This window comes from Pseudomonas phytophila (genome assembly GCF_025643095.1).
GTDB lineage: Bacteria > Pseudomonadota > Gammaproteobacteria > Pseudomonadales > Pseudomonadaceae > Aquipseudomonas > Aquipseudomonas quasicaspiana.
Window position 1 is genome coordinate 3,472,673 of sequence record NZ_CP081201.1, and the last position, 23,238, is coordinate 3,495,910.

Here is a 23,238-nt window from a genome sequence, read left to right on the forward strand (position 1 = left end):
CTGCCGAAGGCTGCGATCGCGGTGTTGCAGGATGAGCGCTTTCGCTGCCTTCGGCGGCTCTCATCTAACAACACGTAACTATCTGAATTCACAAAGAGCCGGTGGGACCGAATTTATTCGGGAAGAGGCCAGTGCATCCGCAACATCATCTTCGTCTGGAATGCCGTCTTCCCGGTAGACACTAACGTTTTTCTCGTCCCAGTTGCCAGACCCGGGCCACATCCCTCGCCCGTTCCTGCAATAAACGCGGTGCATCTTCACAGGCTTCTGACAGGGCCATCGGGCCGGAAACCACCGAGAATGCGGCGGCAATGCCGTGCTCGTATAGCGCTTCATAGCCTTCACCCAAAGTACCAGCGAGGATGACCACCGCCACATCATGCTTTTGGGCAACCCGAGCAACACCAATCGGCGTTTTGCCCCGCAAGGTCTGGAAGTCGCAACTGCCCTCCCCGGTTATCACCAAATCCGCGCCCTGGACTTTTTGTGCCAGATCGACCAGCTCGGCTACGACTTCAACGCCTGGACGGAAGCCCGCTTTCAAGAACGCTTTCGCGGCAAAGCCCATGCCTCCAGCGGCGCCCGCACCGGGTTCGTCTCGCACATCGCGATCAAGGACCGCAGCGCAACGGTCGGCATAACGCGCCAAGGCGTGATCCAGCGATTGTATCTGCTCGGGGCTCGCGCCCTTTTGCCGGCCAAAGGTGAATGAGGCGCCGTGTGGTCCGCATAGCGGGTTATCGACATCGGCTGCGATTTCGAAGCTGATGGACTGCAAACGGGGGTCCATGGCGCTCAGGTCGATACGCGCCAGACCGGCAAGTGCCAGACCTCCGGAGGCCAATGGAGAGTCGTGCTCATCATAAAACTGCACGCCCAATGCAGTGAGCATGCCCGCCCCGCCGTCATTGGTTGCACTGCCGCCGATGGTCAACACGACTTTCTCAGCGCCAGCATCAAGTGCTGCGACAATCAATTGGCCAGTCCCGTAGGTGGACGTGATGCAAGCATTGCGCTGGTCCACCGCCACCAGTTGCAAACCACTGGCTTCAGCCATTTCGATGATTGCGGTTCGCGAATTGGGCAACCATCCCCAATGAGCAGTTACGTCAGTGCCCAGTGGCCCGCTGACGACGGTTTGACGTCGTTCGCCGTCGAGCACTGCGAGGATCGCATCCACGGTGCCCTCACCGCCATCGGCCATGGGGCATTGAACAAGTTCTGCGCAAGGAAAGACTTCAGCCAGACCCAGTGCAATGGCCTGGGCAACACCGGCCGCACTCAGGCTGTCTTTAAACGAATCAGGTGCAATAACGATCTTCATTAACGCTCCGGCGATCTGACTGCGCACAAAATAGTGACTACTCGCGAAGCATAATGAAGGTCAGGTCACGGTTTGCACAAGCGAGTGCCCGCAGCCCTCAGGCAAATTAAAAAATTTTAATTGGTCGGTCCAATTAATGATTATGAATATTGGTCTTGCCAATAAAATTCCCGGCGTGTAGTTTTTCAGACGTGATCATCCGAGCGGGCACCTGCCCGACTACAACAAAAAGAGATCAACAAAGAGAGCCTCCTGATGTGTAGATATCCCGCCTGCAGCGCGCTCGGTGCCCTTTCCCTCAACAAGGAGCATCAGCATGCTGACCGTCATCTGTAACGAACCCGGCTCGTTAACCGCTATCGAACGCGATAAACCGCTCAGGCAAACCGGAGAAGTCCTGATCCGCGTCAAACGCGTCGGAGTCTGCGGCACCGACCTGCATATCTTCACCGGCAACCAGCCTTACCTCGATTACCCACGAGTGATGGGCCATGAGTTTTCCGGGGTCGTCGAAGACGCCGACAGCGACAGCAAGCTGGCCGTAGGCGATGTGGTTTACGTGATGCCGTACCTTTCCTGCGGGACATGCATCGCTTGCCGCCAAGGCAAAACCAACTGTTGCACCAGAATTCAGGTGCTGGGGGTTCATTGCGATGGGGCTTTTACCGAATACCTGAGCATTCCCCAGGCATTCGTCCACAAGGCCGAGGGCGTTTCGCTTGATCAGGCCGCGATGATCGAATTTCTCTCGATCGGTGCTCACGCGGTACGTCGCTCGAATGTGCAGGCGGACAAGCAGGTGCTGGTGGTCGGTACGGGTCCTATCGGGATGGCCGCTGCGGTCTTCGCCAGCCTGCGCGGCGCGAAGGTCACTGTGCTGGATACCCGCGAAGACCGTCTGGCCTTCTGTAACCAACACCTGAACATTCAAGCGGCCGTGCAAATCGGCGAAGGCGACAAGCAGGCTCTGGCCGACCTCACCGGCGATGATTTTTTCGACGTCGTGTTCGACGCCACCGGCAATGCCCGGGCCATGGAACGGGGCTTTGAATTCATCGCGCACGGCGGCACCTACGTGATGATTTCGGTAGTACGGGACTCCATCACCTTCTCCGACCCTGAGTTTCACAAACGTGAAGCCACCTTGATGGGCAGCCGGAACGCCACCAAAGAAGACTTCCACTATGTGGAGGAATGCTTGCGCAACGGTTTGATTCCAGATGCCGCGCTGAACACCCATCGGCTGACACTCAAGGATGTCGCCGAGTCGTTCACCACACTGCTCGACCCGAAACAGGGCGTGGTCAAAGCCATCATCGAGTGCTGAAAAACGCCTATAGAGGACACACCATGAACCAGCCCTCCTTGCTTGTTTTGTCACCCGGAGATGATGTCGCGGTAGCGCGTGGCGATATTGCCGAAGGCCAACGGCTAAGCGCTGACGGCATTGAGCTGATCGCCCGGCAGCCAATTCCGTCCGGCCACAAGATTGCCCTGCGCGGCGTGTCGACCGGGCAACAGGTGCTCAAATATGGCCAGACCATCGGCCAAGCCACGCAAAGTGTTGAGTCCGGCGACTATGTCCATGTCCACAACCTGGCGATGCCGACAGTCAGTACCGAATACAGCGTGCGGGACGCTTATGTGCCCACGTCCCTTAGCCACGAACCGGTCACATTCGAAGGTTACGTGCGTGACGATGGTCGGGTCGGCACGCGCAATTACATCGGTATTATTTCCAGCGTCAATTGCTCTGCGACGGTCTGCAAACACATCGCTCATGCGTTCTCTGCCGAACGTTTGAAGGACTTCCCCAATGTCGACGGCGTGGTTGCTATCACCCACGGCAGCGGCTGCGGCATGGGGGCTAAAGGTGAAGGCATCGACATTCTCAAGCGGACGCTGAGTGGCTATGCCAATCATGCCAACTTCGCCGGTGTGCTGTTGATCGGTTTGGGGTGTGAGGTCAACCAGCTGACGCCGTTGCTGGATGAGCTTGACGATCGCTCGGCCCTGCTCAAGGCCAGTCTGATCATTCAAGATGCGGGCGGCACGCGGGAAACAGTGCAGCGCGGCATCGCTTACATAGAGGCGATGTTGCCGGTCATCAACAGCTTCAAACGCACAACCGTCCCCGCCAGTCATCTGTGCGTTGGTTTGCAATGCGGTGGCTCGGACGGTTACTCGGGCATTACCGCCAATCCGGCACTGGGCGCAGCGGTGGATCTGCTGGTGCAACAGGGCGGCACTGCGATTCTTTCGGAAACCCCGGAAATCTATGGCGCTGAACACCTGCTCACAGCCCGCGCCGCCTCCCCCGACATTGCAGCGAAATTGATGGATCGGATTCACTGGTGGGAAGCTTACGTACACCACAACGACGGTGACATGAACAACAATCCCTCGCCCGGCAACAAGGAGGGTGGCATCACTACCATTCTGGAAAAGTCTCTTGGGGCTGTCGCCAAAGCAGGTGCAACCGGCTTGATGGGGGTTTATCAGTACGCGGAAACCATTGAAGCCCGTGGACTGGTGTTCATGGACACGCCCGGCTACGACCCGGTGTCGGCGACAGGCCAGGTGGCAGGCGGCGCGAACCTCATCTGTTTCACCACCGGTCGGGGTTCGACTTACGGTTGCAAACCCACACCGTCCCTGAAGATCGCCACCAATACGGGGTTGTTTCAACGCATGGAACTGGATATGGACTTCAACGCCGGAGGGATTGTCGAGGGTCTGGAATCAGTGGCTGAGTCGGGCCACCGGTTGTTCCAGCTGATGCTCGACACTGCTTCCGGGCGGCAGACCTGCAGTGAAGAAAATGGTCTGGGTGATAACGAGTTCCTGCCATGGCAGATAGGGGCGGTGATGTGATGATGCCCTGAGCTTCTATTCCATGTGCCGCTTCAGCAGCGGCCAGTTAATCGGTCGCTATGGTAGCCTTCGCCAACTTTCCGATGGACGCCATAACCATGGTTTCACCGATCAACGCCGCTGAACGAAAGCCGTATCAGAAAATTGCCGATCAATTGCGCAACTACATCGCGCAGGAGGACTTCAACACCGGTGCCCGGCTTCCCCCTGAACGGGATCTGACGCGGCTGCTGGGGGTGTCCCGACCTTCGCTGCGCGAGGCGCTGATCGCGCTGGAAATCGAAGGCGCCGTTGAAATCAAGATGGGCTCAGGTGTCTATGTGCGCGCAAGCCACAAGGACGGCACCAGTAAGCCGGTGACCTTGGGCGAGAGCCCTTCCGAACTGATGCAGGCTCGTGCATTAATCGAAGGCGAGAGTGTGATTCTGGCTTGTTTGCACGGCAAGAAAAGTGACTACCGTTATTTGCAGGACTGTATCGACGCGATGCGTGAAAGCATTGCCAACGGCCTGCCGCCGCTGGAAGACGACCGCAAGTTTCATCATCGCCTGGCCAAAATGAGTGGCAACTCGGCTCTGGTGCGGATCATCACTGCGCTGTTCGATGAGCGACATAACCCGATTTCGGCTCACCTCAGCAAGCATTCAGAGAATAGGTCGACCTGGGAGGCGGCGGTGATTGAGCACGAGGCGATTCTTCGCGCTGTTGCCAACAAAGACGTGCTCGGCGCGCAGACCTCGATGCGCCAGCACTTGAGCCGCTCGGAAGGCCGCTGGCTGCAGGCGCTGGAGCCTGAGGATGTCAGGGGCTAGCGTTGACTTTATATCTGTGGCGCCTGTATCGCGGGCAAGCCCGGCTCCCACATGAGATCGCTGTCTCCGGTTGGAGCGAGGCTTGCCCGCGATTCAGTCGATGAGGTCAATCAGATAGACCGCGTCATCGTTCTTCGCGGGCAAGCCCGGCTCCCACAGTTGACCGCGTGCAGCCCGCGGTGATCAAAGATCAAGACCTGCGAATGATCTTGATCGAATGGGTCAGCGTCGGCTTGCGCGTCACGCTGATGGCGCGGCGTGTGACGGTATCGAGGGTGATGTTCCAGTAACCACTGCTTGGCACAGTGATTTTGGCTGGAAACGTATCGAACGCACCGCCGTGATAGGTGTGCCGTCCGCCGTTCTTGAAGGCGCGGAAGTTGGCATCGCTCATCAGGCGAATGTTACAGGTCTGCGAAGCCTGAATGACCACGATGTCGTCTTCATTGAGGTGTTCACGCTGGTGTATGAATTTCATCTACCACTCCGGCCAGATGGGTCAGGCCTTTCTATCGTTTAAATCTTCAGGCCCTTTGGGCAAGGATCGCGGCCATCAGCCCCGGAAAACGGTCTTCCAGATCATCAGTGCGTAGCGAGTTCATGTGCGTGGTGCCCACGTTCTGGGTCATGACCAGGCCTGCATCACGCAGCACCCGAAAATGATGGGACATACTCGACTTGGGTCTTCCACCGTCAAGCTCGCCACACGTGGCCTGAGGCACGCTGCCTAAATAACGGACTATCTCCAGGCGAACCGGATCGCTCAGGGCGTAAAACACTCGCTCGAGTTCGAAGTCGCTGGCGGGGGGATGTTTGAATGGGCGCATGGGGTGAATCATACACGGGGCTTTACCGAACAGCCATTGTTCGAATAGTATCGAACAAACGAAACGTCATCCGAGGTCTGTTCAATGTCCGCGCTATTCCAACCCTACACCCTGAAAGACATCACGTTGCGCAACCGGATTGCGGTTCCGCCGATGTGCCAATATTCCGCAGTAGACGGCCTGATCAACGAATGGCATCAGGTGCATCTGGCCGCCCTCGCGCGCGGCGGTGCAGGCCTGGTGATCGTCGAAGCGACCGCTGTTTCGCCTGAAGGCCGGATTACTCCGGGCTGCACCGGGATCTGGAACGACGAACTGGCTCAAGCGTTTGTACCGGTCGTGCAGGCCATCAAGGCAGCAGGTTCAGTGCCCGGCATTCAGATTGCCCACGCAGGTCGCAAAGCCAGCGCCAACCGTCCATGGGAAGGCGATGATCACATCGCGGCTGATGATGCTCGCGGCTGGCAGACCATCGCGCCCTCCTCCATTGCCTTCGGCGCTCACTTGTCAAAACAGCCAACGGCCATGACGCTGGACGACATTGCCCGTGTTCGCGAGGATTTCGTCGCCGCAGCCCGTCGCGCCCGAGATGCCGGTTTTGAGTGGCTGGAACTGCACTTCGCTCACGGTTACCTGGCTCAGTCGTTCTTCTCCGAACACTCCAACCACCGTGAAGATGCCTACGGCGGCAGTTTTGAAAACCGCAGCCGTTTCCTGCTGGAAACCCTGGCAGCCGTCCGTGAGGTCTGGCCAGAGCATCTGCCGCTGACCGCACGTTTTGGCGTGCTGGAATTTGATGGCCGCGACGAACAGACGCTGCTGGAATCCATCGAATTGACCCGCCAGTTCAAAGCGGCCGGCCTGGACATGCTGAGTGTCAGCATTGGCTTCTCCATTCCCGATGCCAACATTCCCTGGGCTCCAGCGTTCATGGGACCTATCGCCGAGCGTGTAAGGCGCGAGGCCGACATTCCGGTTTCGTCTGCATGGGGCTTTGGTTTCCCGGGCATCGCCGAGCAAGCGGTCAAAGACGGTCAACTGGATCTGGTCATGGTCGGCAAGGCTCACCTGGCCAACCCGCACTGGGCTTATTTCGCGGCTAAAGAACTGGGCATTGATCGCGCGTCCTGGACATTGCCTGCGCCTTACGCTCACTGGCTTGAGCGCTACTAAGCGTCAGTAATACTAGCGACAGGCTAAAAGCAGAAAGGCGACCATGGTGTCGCCTTTCTGCTTTTTAGCGGCTGAATGTCGTTATCTGGAATCGTTATCCCAGACCCAGCCCCACACTCCAGGCAAGTGAACAGCTACAGCGCTGGTGGGTACGGTTCGGGACAGTGCAGCTCGTTGCAGCTCGGCGCGGTCATCGTAAAACGGCTTGGGGGCAACTTGCAGGCCGGTTGTCTGAGCGCTGTCCAACAAAATCTGCAGGTATTCCCGGGTATGCCGTGCGGTGTATCGATTCAGGTCATGAAAGGTCACCACAATCGGAATGGCGCCATCTACAGCGTGAAACTCACCGCTGGCAACACGCTCGCGCACTTCAGACATTTCCCTGAGCATGTGGGCACGTCGGCGCGGGCTGGCGTTGAAACCCCAGATTTTTCCGTCATTGGCGCTGATATCGGTCAACAGCACCTGCATCCCATGCCGCTGGTACGCGGCAAACGTACGCTGATCGTAGTTCCAGAACGGTGGGCGGAGTAACGTCGGCGGGCTGCCCATGTTTGACGCGATGATCGCGCTGCCCTGTTGCAGGGATTGTTCCAGTACTTCGTCACTCAGGGTGCGGTGGTTGGTGTGTCCGGGCGTGCCCGAATGAAACCCCAGGATGTGCCCCGCAGCGGCTTCACGGCGCATGATTCTGCGACCACGGTCACTGTTGCCCGCGCGCGTGGCACCAGTCTGAACGAAGAAAACCGCTTTGATATCGTTCTGCACAGGGTTCTGCGCAAGACTGTGCAGCACTTGAATCGTCGGATTGGCCAGGCTGGATGCACTCGGACCATCATCGAAGGTCACAACAAAACGGATCGGCGCTTGCTGGCTCAAGCGTTCCCGGGTTTGCTGAGTCAGAGGAACAGGCGTTGCAATACACCCGACGAGCACCACTGACAGGATTAACCCGGACAAAACAGCACAGAGACTTCGCATTGACGGGGTATTCCGGGTGACGGAGGCGCGGGATGATGGCAAAGAAAGCGAGTGTATACGTAGGCCATTTAGCTGTGTAGTGCTGGATGCCTGTGCCACGTACGTTATCGCCTGGCCCCGGACATACCGAGGACAGGATCTGTAGGAGTGAGCTTGCTCGCGATAACGGTAGACCTGCCAATACATTACCGTCTGGCCTGACGCCATCGCGAGCAAGCTCACTCCTGCAAGAGTATTCATTCAACCCGAATAATCGTGCCCGGTTCTGATCCAGTTCACAGGTCCATCCACTTCTGCTTTATTTCATGACTCTGGTTGATTCCAATCGTGATAACTTTCCTGCCTGAATGGCTTTAACGGATGTTTTTGCCCTTTTCAGGCAGAGATAAACAAACCGACTGTCTGCAACTCGTCGATTTTTATAAAAAAATGAATTTTTTCGGGTTTGTTTTGTTCAGATATCGGGGAGCAACAAAATGGATCCACGTTGCTGTGCTTCCCGATTTTTAATGTATGAGGCTGAGGAAGGGAAAAATGACTCAATCACCGCAGTATGGGGAGTCCTCGCAAAACCAGGATCTGATCTTGATCGTCGAAGACGAACCGATGATCCGGGACTTTGTGCAGGAGATTCTGGAGTTCGAGGGCGGCTTCAGGACTGAGTCTGTGGAAAATGCCGATCAGGCGGTTGAGTATCTCGAGAAGCATGCGGCGGATGTCTCGCTACTGCTGACCGACGTACGCATGCCCGGCAGCATGGATGGCATTGCTTTGGCGAATATGGTTGCAACCAAATGGGGCATCCCCATAGTTGTTATGTCAGGGCATGGAACACCGGGTAGCGACCAGTTGCCTGCGGATGTTCTGTTTATCGCCAAACCCTGGACCATTTCCCAATTGCTTGATGGTGTCGACGAGACGCTAAGCGCCAGTAAAGCTCCACTGACCGTACCCGCCAGCGAGTCTCGCTGAAAAACGCAGCCTGAAATTCCCGAACTGCCTTTCAGATCTCAAAACCTTGAAGGCCGTTGCAAGACGTTAAATCATCTGCCAGCCAGTCGGCACCCTGCCCTTCAATCAACACGCCGAATGGCTGGCAGATGGTTTATTTAAAGTCCCGACTGCGTATATCCAGCCCTGTCAGCAACGGCGTCAAGTTGTATAGACGTTGAGCAATCAGGTGGCGCACGCCGCCCTGCGACTCGAGACGACCAAATACCTGAAGCAGTTGCGAATCCACAAGCACTTTGCGCTGCCGTTCGGCCAGATCGCGCCAGACCACTACGTTAACCATTCCAAACTCGTCCTCAAGGGTTACGAAGGTCACGCCGCTGGCTGTTCCAGGACGCTGGCGACCGATCACAAGCCCGGCAACGCTTAACGTGCGGCCATGTTCGAGGTCCAACAGGTCTTTTGAGCTGCGAAACCGTTTGGCAGACAACTGTCGGCGCAACATCGCCAACGGATGTGGGCCCAGCGTGGTGCCAGTCGTGGCGTAATCAGCCATCAAGTCCTGGGCGACTGTCGGCAATGGCAATGCAACCTGCGTTTCCACGACACTGTGCTCCGGGCCGAACAAGGGGCGTTGTGCCTCAACACCCGCGACTTCCCAGCGGGCCCGATGACGATGCCCGATCAGGCCACGCAAGGCTCCGGCATCAGCCAGTTGCTCCAGCGCCCGAGCGCCCAGCCCCGCGCGCTGACTCAAGTCAGTCGCGTCCACTAAAGCACTTCGCGCTCTGGCCGCTTCAATCCGCTGACCATCTTCTTCGCGAAAACCTCGAACCATGCGTAGCCCCATGCGTAATGCCAGGGAGCGGTTCCGGTCAGGATGATCTACAGGCTCAAGAGAGCAATCCCAGTTGCTATAGCGCACGTCGACCGGACGAATTTCGATGTGGTGACGACGCGCGTCTTGCAGGATTTGATCTGGACTGTAGAAGCCCATCGGCCAGCTGTTGATCAGCGCACAGGCAAAGGCCGCAGGTTCATGGCACTTCAACCAGCAACTGGCGTAAGTCAGCAAGGCAAAACTGGCGGCATGAGACTCCGGAAACCCGTAGCTGCCAAAGCCTTTGATCTGCTCGAAGATTCGCTGAATAAAGGCAGGCTCATAACCATTCGCAGTCATTCGCTCGGCGAGACGCACCCGATGTGGCTCCAACCCGCCGTGACGCTTCCAGGCGGCCATCGAGCGGCGTAATTCATCCGCCTCGCCGGGCGAATAGTCCGCAGCGATGATCGCCACCTCCATCACCTGCTCCTGAAACAATGGTACGCCCAGGGTACGCTTGAAGACTTTCTCCAGTCTGGGCGGATAGGTCACTTTCTCTTCGCCATTGCGCCTGCGCAGATAAGGATGAACCATATCGCCCTGAATCGGCCCCGGCCGGACAATGGCCACCTCGATTACCAGATCGTAAAACTCCCTGGGCTGCATACGGGGCAGCATCGCCATCTGCGCACGGGATTCAATCTGAAAAACGCCGATGGTGTCCGCACGACTGATCATTTCATAGGTGGTCGAATCGTCCACCGGAAGTGTCGCGAGGGTCCAGTCATTACCCCGATAACGGCGCACAAGATCAAAGGTGCGACGCAACGCGCTGAGCATGCCCAACGCCAGAATATCGACCTTGAGCAAGCCGACGGCGTCCAGATCGTCCTTGTCCCACTGGATGATGGTTCGATCAGCCATAGCGGCGTTTTCAACCGGCACCAGGGTGTTGAGCGGATGTTCGGAAATCACAAAACCACCGGGGTGCTGCGACAGATGCCGGGGAAAGCCAATCAGTTCGCCGGTCAGTGTCAGTACCCGATGTAGGATCGGCGTTTGCGGATCGAAACCGCTTTCACGCAGGCGCTCCGCCGATGGCAGCTCATCGCTCCAACTGCTGAAACAATCGGCCAGCGCATTGATCTGATCAGCCGGTAACCCCAGCACTCTGGCGACATCACGTACCGCGCCCGTGCCGTGGTAAGTACTCGCCACAGCCGTCAGCGCTGCCCTGCCCCGGCCATAGCGTTGAAATACGTACTGCAAGACTTCTTCACGACGCTCATGCTCGAAGTCCACATCGATATCCGGCGGCTCATTACGCTCCTTTGAAATGAAGCGCTCGAACAGCAGGTTGCTTTTTTCCGGGTTCAGTTCGGTGATACCCAATGCAAAGCAGACCACCGAGTTGGCCGCAGAGCCACGGCCCTGACAAAGGATGTGGCGGCTGCGAGCGAACTGGACGATGTCGTGAACCGTCAGAAAATAGCTGTCGAACTTCATCTCGCTGATAAGGCCCAGTTCCTTTTCGATCTGTGCCCGGGTTTCGACTGATAGCCCAAGTGGCCAACGCTTGCGCACACCTTCCTCGGTCTTTTCCCGCAACCACGAAGTAGACGTGTGCCCGGCTGGCACCAGTTCGTGGGGATACTCGTACTTCAACTGTTTCAAATCGAAGCAGCAGCGCCGGGCAATGCGTGCAGTTTCAGCCCGCAGAGCTTCAGGATAGAGCGCTGACAGAACTCCGGGCGAACGCAAATGACGCTCGCCATTGGCAAACAGATGATGACCTGCCTCGGCCACGGTAGTGTGATGTCGGATAGCGGTCATGGTGTCTTGCAAGGCCCGTCGACCCCGCGCGTGCATGTGCACGTCACCGCTGGCGACGGCTGGAATCTGCAGGGTTTGCGCCAGAGCCAGCAGTGTTTCCAGACGATGCCGATCATCGGGCCCACAATGCAACTCAACGGCTAGCCACAATACATCCGCAAAATGGCTGCTCAGCCACCGGCCTTGCTCTTCCAGGGCGCTGGCCGCCAGCCCGGTATCCGGAACCCACAACGCCAGCAGCCCTGGCATTGGCTGGCTGAAGTCGTTACGAAAGAGTTGATATTGCCCCTTTTTGGCTCTGCGTCGGCCTACGGTGATCAACTGGCAAAGCGCCTGATAGCCCTGAAGGTTTTCCACCAGCAGAACAACCTTGGGGCCGTCAGCGATCTGTATTTCGCTACCGACGATCAAGGGTAATTCAGTTTTTTTCGCGGCCTGCCAGGCGCGGACGATTCCGGCGAGGGTGCACTCATCGGTGATCGCCAGTGCCGAATAGCCATGAGCTTTGGCGCGCTCGAACAGCTCTATGGCACTGGATGCCCCGCGCTGGAAACTGAAGTTCGACAGGCAGTGCAGTTCGGCATAGTGGTCGCTCATGCAAACCAGCCGTGCAGTAACAGGTCGCCTTGCGCGCCAACAGGACGATAAGCCCAGCCACGTTGTCCGCTGCGCGTTTCAACCAGAAAGTAATCGCGCCGCACATCGCCACCATCCCACCAACCCGATTCGATGCGCTCGGGGCCGGCAAGAATGCGAGTGCCTACGCCCTGTAACGGCTGCGGCTCAGGTAATAACCAACCCGGCCTGGGGACTGTGGGCGCATCGGGCCTGGCCTTGGTCAGCACGTTACGTTGCCATGCGCATTCAGGGCGATGGTCGGCATGCATCTGCAATGCATTGACCGAATCATCGCCCAATCTAGCCCGCAATCGTTCGCGCAGTTGCTCCCAGGGCAAAGCCTGTTGTGGGCGCTCATCGAAAAGCTCCCGATGGGCAGGCACAAAAGCTGGCAGATCCCGGGCCAGCAAGCGTACGGCCTTCACGGGTGATGTCACCTGGATTTGCTCAAGCCTGCCTCTGGCCAACTCAAACAGCATGCCCGCCTCACGCTCGGCACTGAGCAACCCGACAGACACAACGCTGTCCGGCCCTTCGTTATGCTCAAGATACAGGCCAAAACGCTGCACGCCACTGTCACGCCCGGCGAGGAATGCGGCCAGATCGGCAATGAGGCGTTTGAGGGGAAACAGTAATGCCTGATGAGACTCCACATCGAAATTCAGCTCGATGCGCACGTCGAAATAATCCGGAGGCACATAACACTCCAGGGCAACCGGACGCTCGCCCAACAGTGAATCCAGATGCTGCAGGACCTGCGCCGGGAAACGTCGGGCCAGGGTGTCGCGTGGCAAGCCCAATACCTGACGCAGGTTGCGTAAGCCCATACGGGACAGCGCTACGGCGACTTCACGACTCAGACCCACACGGTCCAGGGGCATTTGCTCAAGCTTCTGGCGTAGATCGCGGGGGCATGTGACGGCCAGTCCATCATGGGCATTGGCCAACATCCGCGCCGCCACGGGGTTGGGGGCGACGACGATGCGATGGCTGAAGCCCAGCGAGCTCAGCTCCTGGCGCAGTCGCGCTTCAAACACCGGCCATGGACCGAACAGGCCCAGGCTGGACTCGATCTCCATCAGCAAAACCCGCGGATACTTCAGGCTGACCTGCGAGCTGAAACGATAGGCCCAGGCAGCCAATAACCGGTGCAGGCGTTCGGTTTCGGCAGGATCGTATTCGACCGTGGCGAAATCCCTGACCAGCACCTGCGCACTGGTCAGCGACTGACCGGAGCGCAGGCCAAGTGCCCGAGCCGCCGGGTTGATTGCTTGCAGGATGCGTCGCTGCGCACTACCGCTCACCAGCGCCAGTGGTTCATCAGGCTCGGAACGACGGCGCATGACGCCGTCCAGTGCCATTTGTGGCAGCAAGACACAGGCCCACAACATAGGCGAACCTCAGGCGTCAGTAGAGAACGGAATGGGAGAAACCGGTGCCAGACCGCCACGGCATTTGAGTACACGCAATTGCTCAGGCCGGGTATCGATGGCGATTCGCAAGGCTGCGGGTGACGGGTTGTGCAACGCCGTCATGGGCCGACAGGCGAAAGCCAGGGTCTGCCCCGTCTCGGCGGCGACTTGCAACCGGCGCAGGGCGCGATCATCGGCCTGACGTGGCCAGCACAGCACAGCCCCGCAACTGCCAGAGCGCAGACATTGCTCGACAGCCCACAGCGCATCACGATCACTGGCCTGGACCAGGCTGACCTGACGCATGTCTATCCCGGCCGCCAGCCAGGCCTGGGGATAAGGAATGTAAGGAGGCGCCACGAGCACCACACGTTCGCCGCTGTCGGTCAGTCTGGCCAGTGTCGGCCACAGCAGACGCAACTCACCACTGCCATCGGCCGCGATCAGGATCTCGCTGAGTGCCGACGCTGGCCAGCCGCCCGCAGGCAAGACGTTGTCCAGCGCTGAATGGCCAGTAGGCTGCAAGCCGACGGGCGCTGCGGGCTGCCGGCCTTTCCAGACCCGGCGCTCGTCGAGCAGCGCATCGAGACTGACCACGGCGCCCATCATGCACGCCTCACCAGACCACAGAACACACCCTCAATGGCAAAATCCTGATCTGCCTCTACCACGATGGGTGCATAGGCCGGATTACGCGGCAGCAAAACAAAGGCATCGTGGCCCTTTTGCAGCCGTTTGATCGTCACTTCACCGTCGAGTCGTGCCACCACGATCTGACCGTCATGGGCATCGCTGCTGCGGTGTACGCCCACCAGGTCGCCGTCAAGGATGCCATCCTCGATCATCGAGTCCCCCTGAACACGCAGCAGGTAATCAGGAACGCGGGAGAAGGTACTGCGGTCCAGCAGCAAGGTATCGTGGTAGTCCACATCCGGCCCGATCGGCATGCCCGCAGCCACACGGCCCATGACGGGGATTTCCAGCAATTCGGGACGCGGTGCGGACTGAATCAGGCGAATACCCCGAGCCTGATTGGGCATAACCTCAATCAGGCCCGCTTCGGTCAGGGCGATAATGTGTTTGCGGGCCACACTGCGCGAAGCAAAACCAAAGGCTTCGGAGATTTCGGCCAGGCTCGGGGATTGACCTTGCTGCGCGATACGGTCGCGGATGAAGGTCAGGATGGCGCTGCGTTTGGGAGATAATGTGCTCATGGAGCACATTTGTACTCCATTGCATTATCTGTGGCTAGAGCATTTGGTCGCCGAGTCTTGCGACTCTCGAAAAATCAGCTCGGGCAACCCTCGGCACCGTTGTTCAGTCCTTGCTTGTAGTTCTCGTATTCCAGCGAAGCTTTGCCGTTAACCCATCTGAGGGTCAGGACCAGCACTGAATCGAAGTCATCACCGGTCCAGTCATCCAGAAGTTTGATTTTCTTCCCGGAAGCCTCCTCGGCCACCTTATTGATCAATTCGGGCAGATAACCGTGGGACCAGGCCGTATAGATGGTTGCATCGTGATACTTGTCGCGCATCAACTCATCAGCCAGCGCGCCGGTGTCATTGGCACCGTAGTCAATATTGACTGGCAGACCCAGTTTGATGGCGCTCGGGCCAACCGTCATCAATGGCCGCAGGTAGCTATAGGAGAGATCACCCTCGCCCTCTTCTACATGACGGCTGGGGTTGGCGGCAAAAATGAAATTGGCTTTACCGAATTGTCGCGGCAGCAACTCGGACAGATCAATGGCGCGGTTCAGGCCCTGGCAATTGAGTTGCCCAAGACCCATGGAAGGTTTCTCCGCATGGCGCATGAATACCAGTGTCTGAACACCATTCTTGGGTTCGGCATGTACGCCTTTGCCCAGGCTGAACAGTGCGATAGAGGATGCGACCAGTGCGGCAGGAACAAAAAGCCAGGCACAGCGGCGCTGAAACCGGCTGAGGATGGGGAATTTTGAAATTTTCATGGGTCTCTGATTCTGATGTGCAGTAGTGAGGTGCGTAGCGTGAAATGCCTCCCTGACCGGGTCAGCTACCCCGTGCAACTCCCTTCTTCGAGCACTCCGAAGCGTGTCCCTGATACGCCCCACAGCCTAACGCGCACATGTTTCGATCTTGTTGACGTGCCCATAGGAGTCAAAATCGCCCCTAAGGTTTCACGGGAAGCCCTCAAAAGTCCGAGAAATCAAAGGATAAGGTGTCATTGAATGCGTGTTTTCTCCCGAACAAAACACTGAGCCTGCTTCGGTCTTCTACTTGCGAAGCCCGCAAAATACGGCACTGAGCGCTACCGCCAGACCTGCCAGAGCATACACCCATACCGCCGATGTCACAGGTAACAATAATCCCGCCAACAAAGGCCCGATGCCCGCACCGATATCCCGCCACACAGCATTGGCGGCCAATGCCTGTACGCGGTCAGGCCCGGGGTTGCGCTGGGCAACAAGCGTCGTCACCAGCGGCAGTTGCACGGCACGTAGAACCAGCACCCCGCCTGCGCCCAGTATCAACCAGTGAGAGCCGAATGCGATGAGTGCAAGACACGTCAACAGAGAGCAGACCACCAGCATGCGCACGGCGCCAAAGTGGTCCGCAGCACGACCGCCAACAGGACTCAGTACCATCTCTGAAACATAACGCAGCGCCAGCAGAACACCTGCCACGATAACGCCGTTCCCGCCCATCACGGTCTGCGCCTGTAAAGCGAGACTGAAGATAAACAAACCGTCCAGCGCAACGCCTTCGATGAATGACCAGATGGCGACACTGTCCGGGGCTTTAAAGCGTCGACCTGTGGGGGCAGGCATGACATGCGGGCTGTCAGGCAACCCTCGTGCAAGCCACCAGCCGACAAGTGCAGCAACGGCCAGCAGCATGAAAATTACACGCGGGCCATACTCGATGCTGATCAGAGCACCCAACGGCAGCGCAATCATGGGGCCGATAGCGATAAATGCCCTTGAGCGCCCCGAGCGGTGTGCGGCACCCGCCAGTTCCGAAGTTGCCAGCACCTGGGTCGAAAGATTCATGGCTGCATAGGCGAGTCCCCACCCGAGACGCAGAATCAGTAGCCACCAGAAGCCTGAAATGAAGGCATTGCCCAAGGCACAAACAGCAGCCGTTGCTGCAGCCAGCATTACTGTGGGCCGATCACCATGACGTGCGTAAAAGCGCACCACGTAGCTGTACCCGAATATCCGCACCAGCCGATTGGCCGCCAACAGCACACCCGCTTGTGCGAGGCTGATACCAAAAGCCTGAACGTGCATGGGAAGTAACAGATACAGCAAAACATCGCTGGGTAGACACAGCGCCAGAACAATTGCGGAACGACGGGAAGCTACATCAACGGTGCGCGGAGCCGAAGCCATATCCAGAAAGATCCGGTTACAAAGCGGAGCCGCAGCATGCCGTCTCAAGGCGGGTGATGACAACCCTGTGACGACGCAAATAGCTTTTTCTGTGCCAGCGCATAACCGAAAGAGCGTTTAGGAATAACAGGCATGCTTCACATCAATAAATCGAAATATTTTCCATTTACAGCAAAAAAATCCCTACGAGTGTTCCGCAGGGGTGCTACTTTTGCTCTTCGTAAGGACTGTTCGGAAATGTTGCAGGAAGGCACTCCGGCTGACGTAAGAATTCTCTGATTCATACCCGGCCACTCAGCTTTTGCTGCCGTCTCGACAGCTCCCTTGCCTCCCCATTTGAGCCATGCAATTGCTCGTTTGAAAGAGGTGGGCCTCATGAACAAAGTCACCTTCCCCAATGCTTGTCAGTTGATGCGCTGGTATTTCCATCCGGTGGGCTTTGAAGCCACGATGGACGCTCCCAGCAGCATGGTAGCCCGCCTGTTTGACCGGGCCAGTGGCGAGACAGTCATCGCTGTGGCCGGTCTGCGTTGCGCAACCGTGATGAACGCGACCGAGGTGGAGCTGATTATTGAGGCCATTGAGGCAGAACTGGATTCGTTCGTGCCGTTGCGAGCTGTAGGGACCTGAATCACCTTAGTGAAAGCTTTTCCTATAAGTGCTGGCACTGCGCTGCAGCCAAGCACCGCCCCCACATAAAAACATTGCTGTATCAATGATATAGGGCCGATATCTAAACGCTTCCCTTATGAGCTCGCCGATCCTCGAAAAACGGCTTGTCTGCCGGTATCCGGTCCGAAGCCTTTGTCGTATTCACCCCTTCCTTCGCGCTGCCATCGATATACCAGTAGCAGTGCCGCACGGCCCGGGTGATCGCCACGTAAGCCAGACGCAGGACCTCGTCTTTCTGCGCATTGTCGAAAGCATCGGTATCTCCGGGATTGCCTAATCCGGCCTGACGATAAAGCTGATTCTTGTACGGCGAGTGAGTCAGATGCTGACAATCGCCCAGCAGGAATACTGCGTCAGCCTGCAGGCCTTTGGCGCTGTGATAAGTCAGTTGTTTAAAGCGACGCGATTGAGGCGGCAACGCATAATCTGCATTCACTAAAGCTTGCAACTTACTGGATAACAAAGCTTTATCGCTGCTCTTTCTGTACAGCAACAGGATCGAATCGCCGTCGTTGTAGTGCTCGATCAAACGCTCGGCCAGGGCCTCGTCATCTCTCTCCAGCACCGTAACCGGCAGCAACTCCTGCGCCGCACCGCTGGCTTTGGCTTTCTTGCCCGCAATGGCAGGTGCCGCGCGCACGATGTGCTCGGCCGCATCAATGATGTACTGATGACTGCGGTAATTGTCACTGAGCATGACCTTGGTGGTCGCAGGCGCAGGAAACTCCTTGGGAAACTCCATGAAGAACTTCGGTGAGCTGCCACGCCAGCCATAGATCGATTGCCAGTCATCCCCGACACACAGCAGCGAGGCATGCTGCGCGGTCCGCCCGATATGCAGATCAGACCCGCGACGCCGAATTTCACGCAGACAGGCGCGCACCCACGAAACGATCTGCGGCGAGACGTCCTGAAACTCATCGATCATCAAATGGGCCAATGGCCTGAGCTGATGATCGCCCACCAACTTGAGGTTTTCCGGCGAGTTCTCGCCAAACAGGGCGAACATCCGGTTATAGGTCATCACTGGCGGCGTCTGGGTCAGCAAGTGATGTTCGAAGGCCTTCCAGAACAAACTTAGCGCTTCAAAGAAATAGCGGTCGGGATCGTTATTGGCAAAGCTCATTTCGGCAACGGCTGCGGGCACATCCAGCCCCAGGTTTTCAATAAAGCCAGCCGCTGCAACAAAGCTGTCCAGCAACGGCGAGGCGCTCAGATCGCCCTTGACCTTGTAATCGAACCCCGGGCCGGCAACTGCTGCGCCTGACAAGGACTGCAACACACGGCTACCCGCTTCATAGTTATCCAGCCAGATCAAAGGCTTGCGGCAGAAAGCTTGAAACAACGTGCGCTTGATGACCCACTCCGCCCAGATCGGCAGCTTCGCCCCCGGGCGTTTCATCTGCTGGTCTTCGGAGGGATCAAAGCCGAGTACCACCCAGGCATCCAGCTCTGCGATATAGCCGTGCAGATGAAAGCCAAAGCCGTTGATCTCAACAGTCTGCCGCATGGGTTCGACGCCTTTGATGGGCCAGGCCCTGGCACGAATCCACAAGTCTTCGATGGTGTCGCACAGCTCTTCATCGCGTTTGGCCGACAACTCGGTGACCGTCACCCGTTTCTGTACATCGGGGTGGTCGCGCTCCAGCTCCTTGAGCTGCAGCGCCTGGCGGTACAGCGGTGCCATCACATCGCGAAAACGCTCGTTACTGGCATAAAGGTCGCGATAACAGAGATTCAGTTGCTGACGCTGAGCGTCATTGATGCGCAGATCAAAAGGATTGCTGTCCGCACCCTCCTCCAGTCCCGCCGTGGATTGAGCGCCGAGGTTTTCAAAAGCAGTGAGCTTCTCAAGGCCCGGCATGCTGCGCACCAGCGGCAGAATCCGCGAGTGAAAGGTACGCACCACATCCCGCGCCTGCTTCTGGTCCAGACTCAGACCCCAGCAGGCAAATATCTCGACCAGTTTATTGACGAAGTCCTTGCGCGACTCGCGGGTGAAGGTCACCACAGTCATGGAGTCCAGTTCGAAACCCAGGTAATGACTGAGCAGCAGGATGCGCAGCACCAGCGAAGTCGACTTGCCCGCGCCCGCCCCGGCGATGACGTAAGTCGATGGCGTGTCACTGAAAATCATCTTCCACTGCGCAGCGCTGGGTTGCGCATGGGCGGGTAACTTCTGCCCGACGTCGGCTTTCATGCGTTTCTTGATGTCGGCGCTCAGCGGCAGACGCCAGTCATCGAACAAATGATCATCGACTTTCGGCCCACGATGCTCATTCGGACGCGTGTCGCGGATCACCAGAACCTTGCGGCCCTCTTCGATACCGTCCAGATGCCCCTCGGCGTAGCCCTCTTCGACACCCTGCAAGTGACCGTTGAGGTAACCGTCGGCATGGCCTTGAGTCCAGGACGGCGGATGTTGCGCGCCCAGACGATTCAACCCGCGCCCCAATAGTCGCGAGAGCAAGCGTTTGATCAGAGACAGCTGGTTGGGTGGCGTCAGATCGGATTCGGTATGGGCGGGAACATCAACAGGCAGATTGTCTGGCACGCAGGCTCCAGGGCACAGGTAAAACAAAAGTCGCCTATGGTCGCGCGATTCGACTTTCAGCTCCAGTAAATGCTTTTCGATCAGTCAATTAGCCGATCAACTGCAGGTCAAGTAGAGAATAACCCGCATCCAAAACATCGAATTAACAGATAGCTTAAAGCGAGTATTTACGCTTTTTATCGATACTTATTTGATCAATCATGGCTGCCATCGATAACCGCACAACGTTCAGCAGCCCGGGCCTACCATCATGCCCGCTTCTGCACAGGAGGCCACACCATGCTGCAATTACGACCTTTCAACACTCTGGGCGGCGCCAACCACGGCTGGCTGGACGCACACCACCATTTCTCGTTCGCTGAATATTACAACCCAAAACGCATGAACTGGGGTCAACTGCGAGTCTGGAACGATGACGTGATTCAAGCCGGTACCGGCTTCCCGAAACATCCACACCGGGACATGGAAATCATCACCTACGTTCGTGAAGGCGCCATTACTCACGAAGACAGCCTTGGCAATAAAGGCCGAACCGAAGCAGGCGATGTCCAGGTGATGAGTGCCGGGACCGGTGTCGCTCACAGCGAGTACAACCAGGAATCGACAGCGACCAAGATCTTCCAGATCTGGATCATGCCCAATGAAACCGGCGCAGCGCCTTCATGGGGTGCCAAACCGTTTCCAAAAGGTGATCGCGAAGGTTTCGTAACCCTGGCAAGCGGCAAATCGGGTGATGACGTAAGCCTGCGCATTCGAGCGGATGCACGTCTGGTGGCCGCCAACCTGAAAGCCGGCGAAAGTGCCGAATACCAGATGGATGCCGGTCGACGCGCTTACTTGGTACCGGCGACCGGCAGCATTGAGGTCAATGGTTTACAAGCGAACGCCCGGGACGGCGTTGCCGTTGAAGACGAGCGCGTACTGCGAGTGACGGCTATCGAAGACAGCGAAATCGTGTTGGTCGACGTGGCTTGAGTCTTGAGTAAACGCAAATGAAAAGCCCGGACTCTCGCGAGTCCGGGCTTTTTTGTGGAAAACAACTTACTGAATTGACATGCATTTTCTGTAGGGGCGCCCCTGTCAGCCAGACGTCGTGCTGTCGTGCAGCGATCACGGACCCTGTAGGAGTGAGCTTGCTCGCGATAGCGGTAGACCTTTTGAGGAATTACCGTCTGGCCTGACGCTATCGCGAGCAAGCTCACTCCTACAGTCAGTGCCCGATGTTTACTTCGCCACAGCGCATTGTCAGGACACAGCGCCGCCCTCATTGATCCTGCAAGAGCGCACCGAGGTTACGAGGTGAGCTCCTACAGATTCAATTTGCATCAGGCAATCGCGGCATCCACCAGCACTTGAGCTTCTGCCACAAGACGCTTGAGGTGCTCTTCGCCGATAAAACTCTCGGCATAGATCTTGTAGATGTCCTCGGTACCCGATGGCCGCGCTGCAAACCAGCCATTTCCAGTCATCACTTTCAAACCGCCAATCGCCTGATTATTGCCCGGTGCATGGCTGAGAACGCTCAGGATCGGCTCGCCCGCCAGTTCCGTTGACTTGACCTGATCCGGCGACAGTTTGCCCAGCGCCGCTTTCTGCTCAGGGCTGGCTTTGGCTTCAACGCGTGTCGAGAACGGCTCGCCCAGTTGCTCAGTCAGTGTCTGGTAAATTTCGCTGGGATCGCGACCTTTACGAGCAGTGATCTCTGCAGCCAAAAGCGCAGGAATCAGACCGTCCTTATCAGTGGTCCAGACCGTGCCGTCCTTGCGCAGGAACGACGCACCAGCGCTTTCTTCGCCGCCAAAACCCAACGAACCATCGAACAGGCCTTCAGCAAAGAATTTGAAGCCGACTGGCACTTCGTACAGGCGACGACCAAGACGCGTAGCGACACGATCAATCATGCCGCTGCTGACCACGGTTTTGCCAACCGCTGCGTCCGCACGCCAGCCCGGACGGTTCTGGAACAGATAGTCGATAGAGACTGCCAGGTAATTGTTAGGAGCCAGCAGACCACCCGTTGGGGTTACGATCCCGTGGCGGTCGTGATCAGGATCGCAGGCAAATGCAACCTGATACTTGTCTTTCAGGCCAATCAGGCCCTGCATGGCAAAGTTGGATGACGGGTCCATACGAATGCGGCCGTCCCAGTCAACGCTCATGAAGCGGAACGTCGGATCGACGAACTGGTTGACGACATCCAGATTCAGACCGTAGTGCTCGCCAATAGCCGACCAGTAACGCACCCCGGCACCGCCCAACGGGTCTACGCCCAGGCGCAGACCTGCGTCGCGAATGGCGTCCATGTCGATGACGTTCTTCAGGTCAGCCACATAGGTATTCAAATAATCATGACGATGGGTGGTGTCGGCACGCAGTGCTCGTTCGTGAGTAATACGGCTGACGCCCTGAATTTTTTCCGCCAGCAGTTCATTGGCCTTGGCTTCAATCCACTTGGTGATATGGCTGTCTGCCGGACCGCCATTGGGAGGGTTGTACTTGAAGCCACCGCTTTCCGGCGGGTTGTGCGACGGCGTGATGACGATACCGTCCGCCAGGCCGGATGTGCGGCCACGGTTGTAGCAGATGATCGCGTGGGAAACCGCCGGGGTTGGCGTGTATTCGTCACCTTCGGAAATCATCACTTGCACACCATTGGCGGCAAGGACTTCCAGTGCGCTGGCAGCGGCCGGCGTGGACAGGGCGTGTGTATCAGCCCCCAGAAACAACGGTCCGTCGATGCCGTTGGCCTGACGGTACAGGCAAATCGCCTGACTGATCGCCAGAACGTGCCACTCGTTGAAGCTGAGTTCGAACGAGCTGCCACGGTGGCCGGAAGTACCAAACGCTACGCGTTGGGTCGAAATCGATGCATCAGGCTGGCCGGTGTAATAAGCGGTAACCAGTCGCGGAATATCGACCAGCAACTGAGGCGGTGCCAGCTTGCCGGCGAAGGGACTGAGACTCATACAACCTCCATGAAAAGCAGAATAGAAATAATGCTGGCTGCTGTA

Annotated in this window: 19 protein-coding genes; 7 read left to right on the forward strand and 12 right to left on the reverse strand. The window is 57.5% G+C overall.

Annotation, left to right across the window (positions count from 1 at the left end; all coding sequences use genetic code 11):
* Positions 1-181 precede the first annotated feature (181 nt).
* A complete protein-coding gene (locus tag K3169_RS15780) occupies positions 182-1,324 on the reverse strand; it encodes a glycerate kinase (protein WP_263267128.1) in 1,143 nt (380 codons plus the stop codon).
* A gap of 316 nt (positions 1,325-1,640) precedes the next feature.
* Between K3169_RS15780 and K3169_RS15785 the strand changes: the two genes are divergently transcribed.
* The 3 genes from K3169_RS15785 (at position 1,641) to K3169_RS15795 (ending at position 5,010) form a co-directional block, all read left to right on the forward strand.
* On the forward strand, positions 1,641-2,651 hold the full coding sequence (locus K3169_RS15785; protein WP_263267129.1) for a zinc-binding alcohol dehydrogenase family protein: 1,011 nt from the start codon (positions 1,641-1,643) through the stop codon (positions 2,649-2,651).
* 23 nt (positions 2,652-2,674) lie between these two features.
* Positions 2,675-4,198 carry a UxaA family hydrolase gene (locus K3169_RS15790; protein ID WP_263267130.1) on the forward strand — a complete coding sequence of 508 codons (1,524 nt, stop codon included), beginning with the start codon at positions 2,675-2,677 and terminating at the stop codon, positions 4,196-4,198.
* 98 nt (positions 4,199-4,296) lie between these two features.
* Positions 4,297-5,010 (forward strand): FadR/GntR family transcriptional regulator, encoded by a 714-nt coding sequence (locus K3169_RS15795; protein ID WP_231675555.1) that lies wholly within the window; start codon positions 4,297-4,299, stop codon positions 5,008-5,010.
* Positions 5,011-5,200: 190 nt separating this feature from the next.
* On the opposite strand, the gene K3169_RS15800 is transcribed toward K3169_RS15795, so the two are convergent.
* Positions 5,201-5,488: a DUF1883 domain-containing protein gene (locus tag K3169_RS15800; RefSeq protein WP_122708867.1), complete on the reverse strand. Its 288-nt coding sequence runs from the start codon at positions 5,486-5,488 to the stop codon at positions 5,201-5,203.
* Between the two features lie 46 nt (positions 5,489-5,534).
* Positions 5,535-5,837, reverse strand: a complete 303-nt coding sequence (locus K3169_RS15805; protein WP_049826745.1) for a winged helix-turn-helix domain-containing protein — start codon at positions 5,835-5,837, stop codon at positions 5,535-5,537.
* Between the two features lie 84 nt (positions 5,838-5,921).
* On the opposite strand from K3169_RS15805, the gene K3169_RS15810 reads away from it, so the two are divergent.
* The gene (locus K3169_RS15810; RefSeq protein WP_027898516.1) at positions 5,922-7,010 is read left to right on the forward strand and encodes an NADH:flavin oxidoreductase/NADH oxidase; all 1,089 of its coding nucleotides are present in this window, start codon (positions 5,922-5,924) and stop codon (positions 7,008-7,010) included.
* 81 nt (positions 7,011-7,091) lie between these two features.
* On the opposite strand, the gene K3169_RS15815 is transcribed toward K3169_RS15810, so the two are convergent.
* Complete coding sequence (locus tag K3169_RS15815) at positions 7,092-7,991, reverse strand: polysaccharide deacetylase family protein (RefSeq protein ID WP_231675557.1); 900 nt, start codon at positions 7,989-7,991, stop codon at positions 7,092-7,094.
* Between the two features lie 534 nt (positions 7,992-8,525).
* Between K3169_RS15815 and K3169_RS15820 the strand changes: the two genes are divergently transcribed.
* Complete coding sequence (locus tag K3169_RS15820; RefSeq protein ID WP_049826748.1) at positions 8,526-8,963, forward strand: response regulator; 438 nt, start codon at positions 8,526-8,528, stop codon at positions 8,961-8,963.
* 133 nt (positions 8,964-9,096) lie between these two features.
* On the opposite strand, the gene K3169_RS15825 is transcribed toward K3169_RS15820, so the two are convergent.
* The 6 genes from K3169_RS15825 to K3169_RS15850 all read right to left on the reverse strand — a co-directional run bounded on the left by K3169_RS15825 (position 9,097) and on the right by K3169_RS15850 (position 17,001).
* Entirely contained in the window at positions 9,097-12,195 is a 3,099-nt protein-coding gene (locus K3169_RS15825; RefSeq protein ID WP_263267131.1) for an error-prone DNA polymerase, read from the reverse strand.
* Positions 12,192-13,607 carry a Y-family DNA polymerase gene (locus tag K3169_RS15830; RefSeq protein WP_263267132.1) on the reverse strand — a complete coding sequence of 472 codons (1,416 nt, stop codon included), beginning with the start codon at positions 13,605-13,607 and terminating at the stop codon, positions 12,192-12,194. The genes K3169_RS15825 and K3169_RS15830 overlap by 4 nt, the downstream gene beginning before the upstream one ends.
* Before the next feature lie 9 nt (positions 13,608-13,616).
* Positions 13,617-14,234 carry a translesion DNA synthesis-associated protein ImuA gene (imuA, locus tag K3169_RS15835; protein WP_231671925.1) on the reverse strand — a complete coding sequence of 206 codons (618 nt, stop codon included), beginning with the start codon at positions 14,232-14,234 and terminating at the stop codon, positions 13,617-13,619.
* On the reverse strand, positions 14,234-14,851 hold the full coding sequence (gene lexA / locus K3169_RS15840; protein ID WP_027898521.1) for a transcriptional repressor LexA: 618 nt from the start codon (positions 14,849-14,851) through the stop codon (positions 14,234-14,236). Before lexA ends, imuA begins: the two co-directional genes overlap by 1 nt.
* Positions 14,852-14,916: 65 nt before the next feature.
* Positions 14,917-15,597 carry a hypothetical protein gene (locus K3169_RS15845; RefSeq protein WP_231671879.1) on the reverse strand — a complete coding sequence of 227 codons (681 nt, stop codon included), beginning with the start codon at positions 15,595-15,597 and terminating at the stop codon, positions 14,917-14,919.
* Positions 15,598-15,882: 285 nt separating this feature from the next.
* Complete coding sequence (locus K3169_RS15850) at positions 15,883-17,001, reverse strand: MFS transporter (protein WP_122708873.1); 1,119 nt, start codon at positions 16,999-17,001, stop codon at positions 15,883-15,885.
* A 357-nt stretch (positions 17,002-17,358) separates the two neighbouring features.
* Between K3169_RS15850 and K3169_RS15855 the strand changes: the two genes are divergently transcribed.
* The gene (locus K3169_RS15855) at positions 17,359-17,631 is read left to right on the forward strand and encodes a DUF1652 domain-containing protein (RefSeq protein ID WP_164581409.1); all 273 of its coding nucleotides are present in this window, start codon (positions 17,359-17,361) and stop codon (positions 17,629-17,631) included.
* Positions 17,632-17,734: 103 nt separating this feature from the next.
* Here the strand turns inward: K3169_RS15855 and K3169_RS15860 are convergent, their stop codons facing one another.
* Complete coding sequence (locus K3169_RS15860) at positions 17,735-20,227, reverse strand: UvrD-helicase domain-containing protein (protein WP_263267133.1); 2,493 nt, start codon at positions 20,225-20,227, stop codon at positions 17,735-17,737.
* Positions 20,228-20,506: 279 nt separating this feature from the next.
* Between K3169_RS15860 and K3169_RS15865 the strand changes: the two genes are divergently transcribed.
* Complete coding sequence (locus K3169_RS15865; protein ID WP_263267134.1) at positions 20,507-21,202, forward strand: pirin family protein; 696 nt, start codon at positions 20,507-20,509, stop codon at positions 21,200-21,202.
* A 350-nt stretch (positions 21,203-21,552) separates the two neighbouring features.
* Here K3169_RS15865 and pgm read toward each other — a convergent pair whose 3' ends face one another.
* Positions 21,553-23,193, reverse strand: a complete 1,641-nt coding sequence (gene pgm, locus K3169_RS15870) for a phosphoglucomutase (alpha-D-glucose-1,6-bisphosphate-dependent) (protein WP_231674572.1) — start codon at positions 23,191-23,193, stop codon at positions 21,553-21,555.
* Between the last annotated feature and the right edge of the window lie 45 nt (positions 23,194-23,238).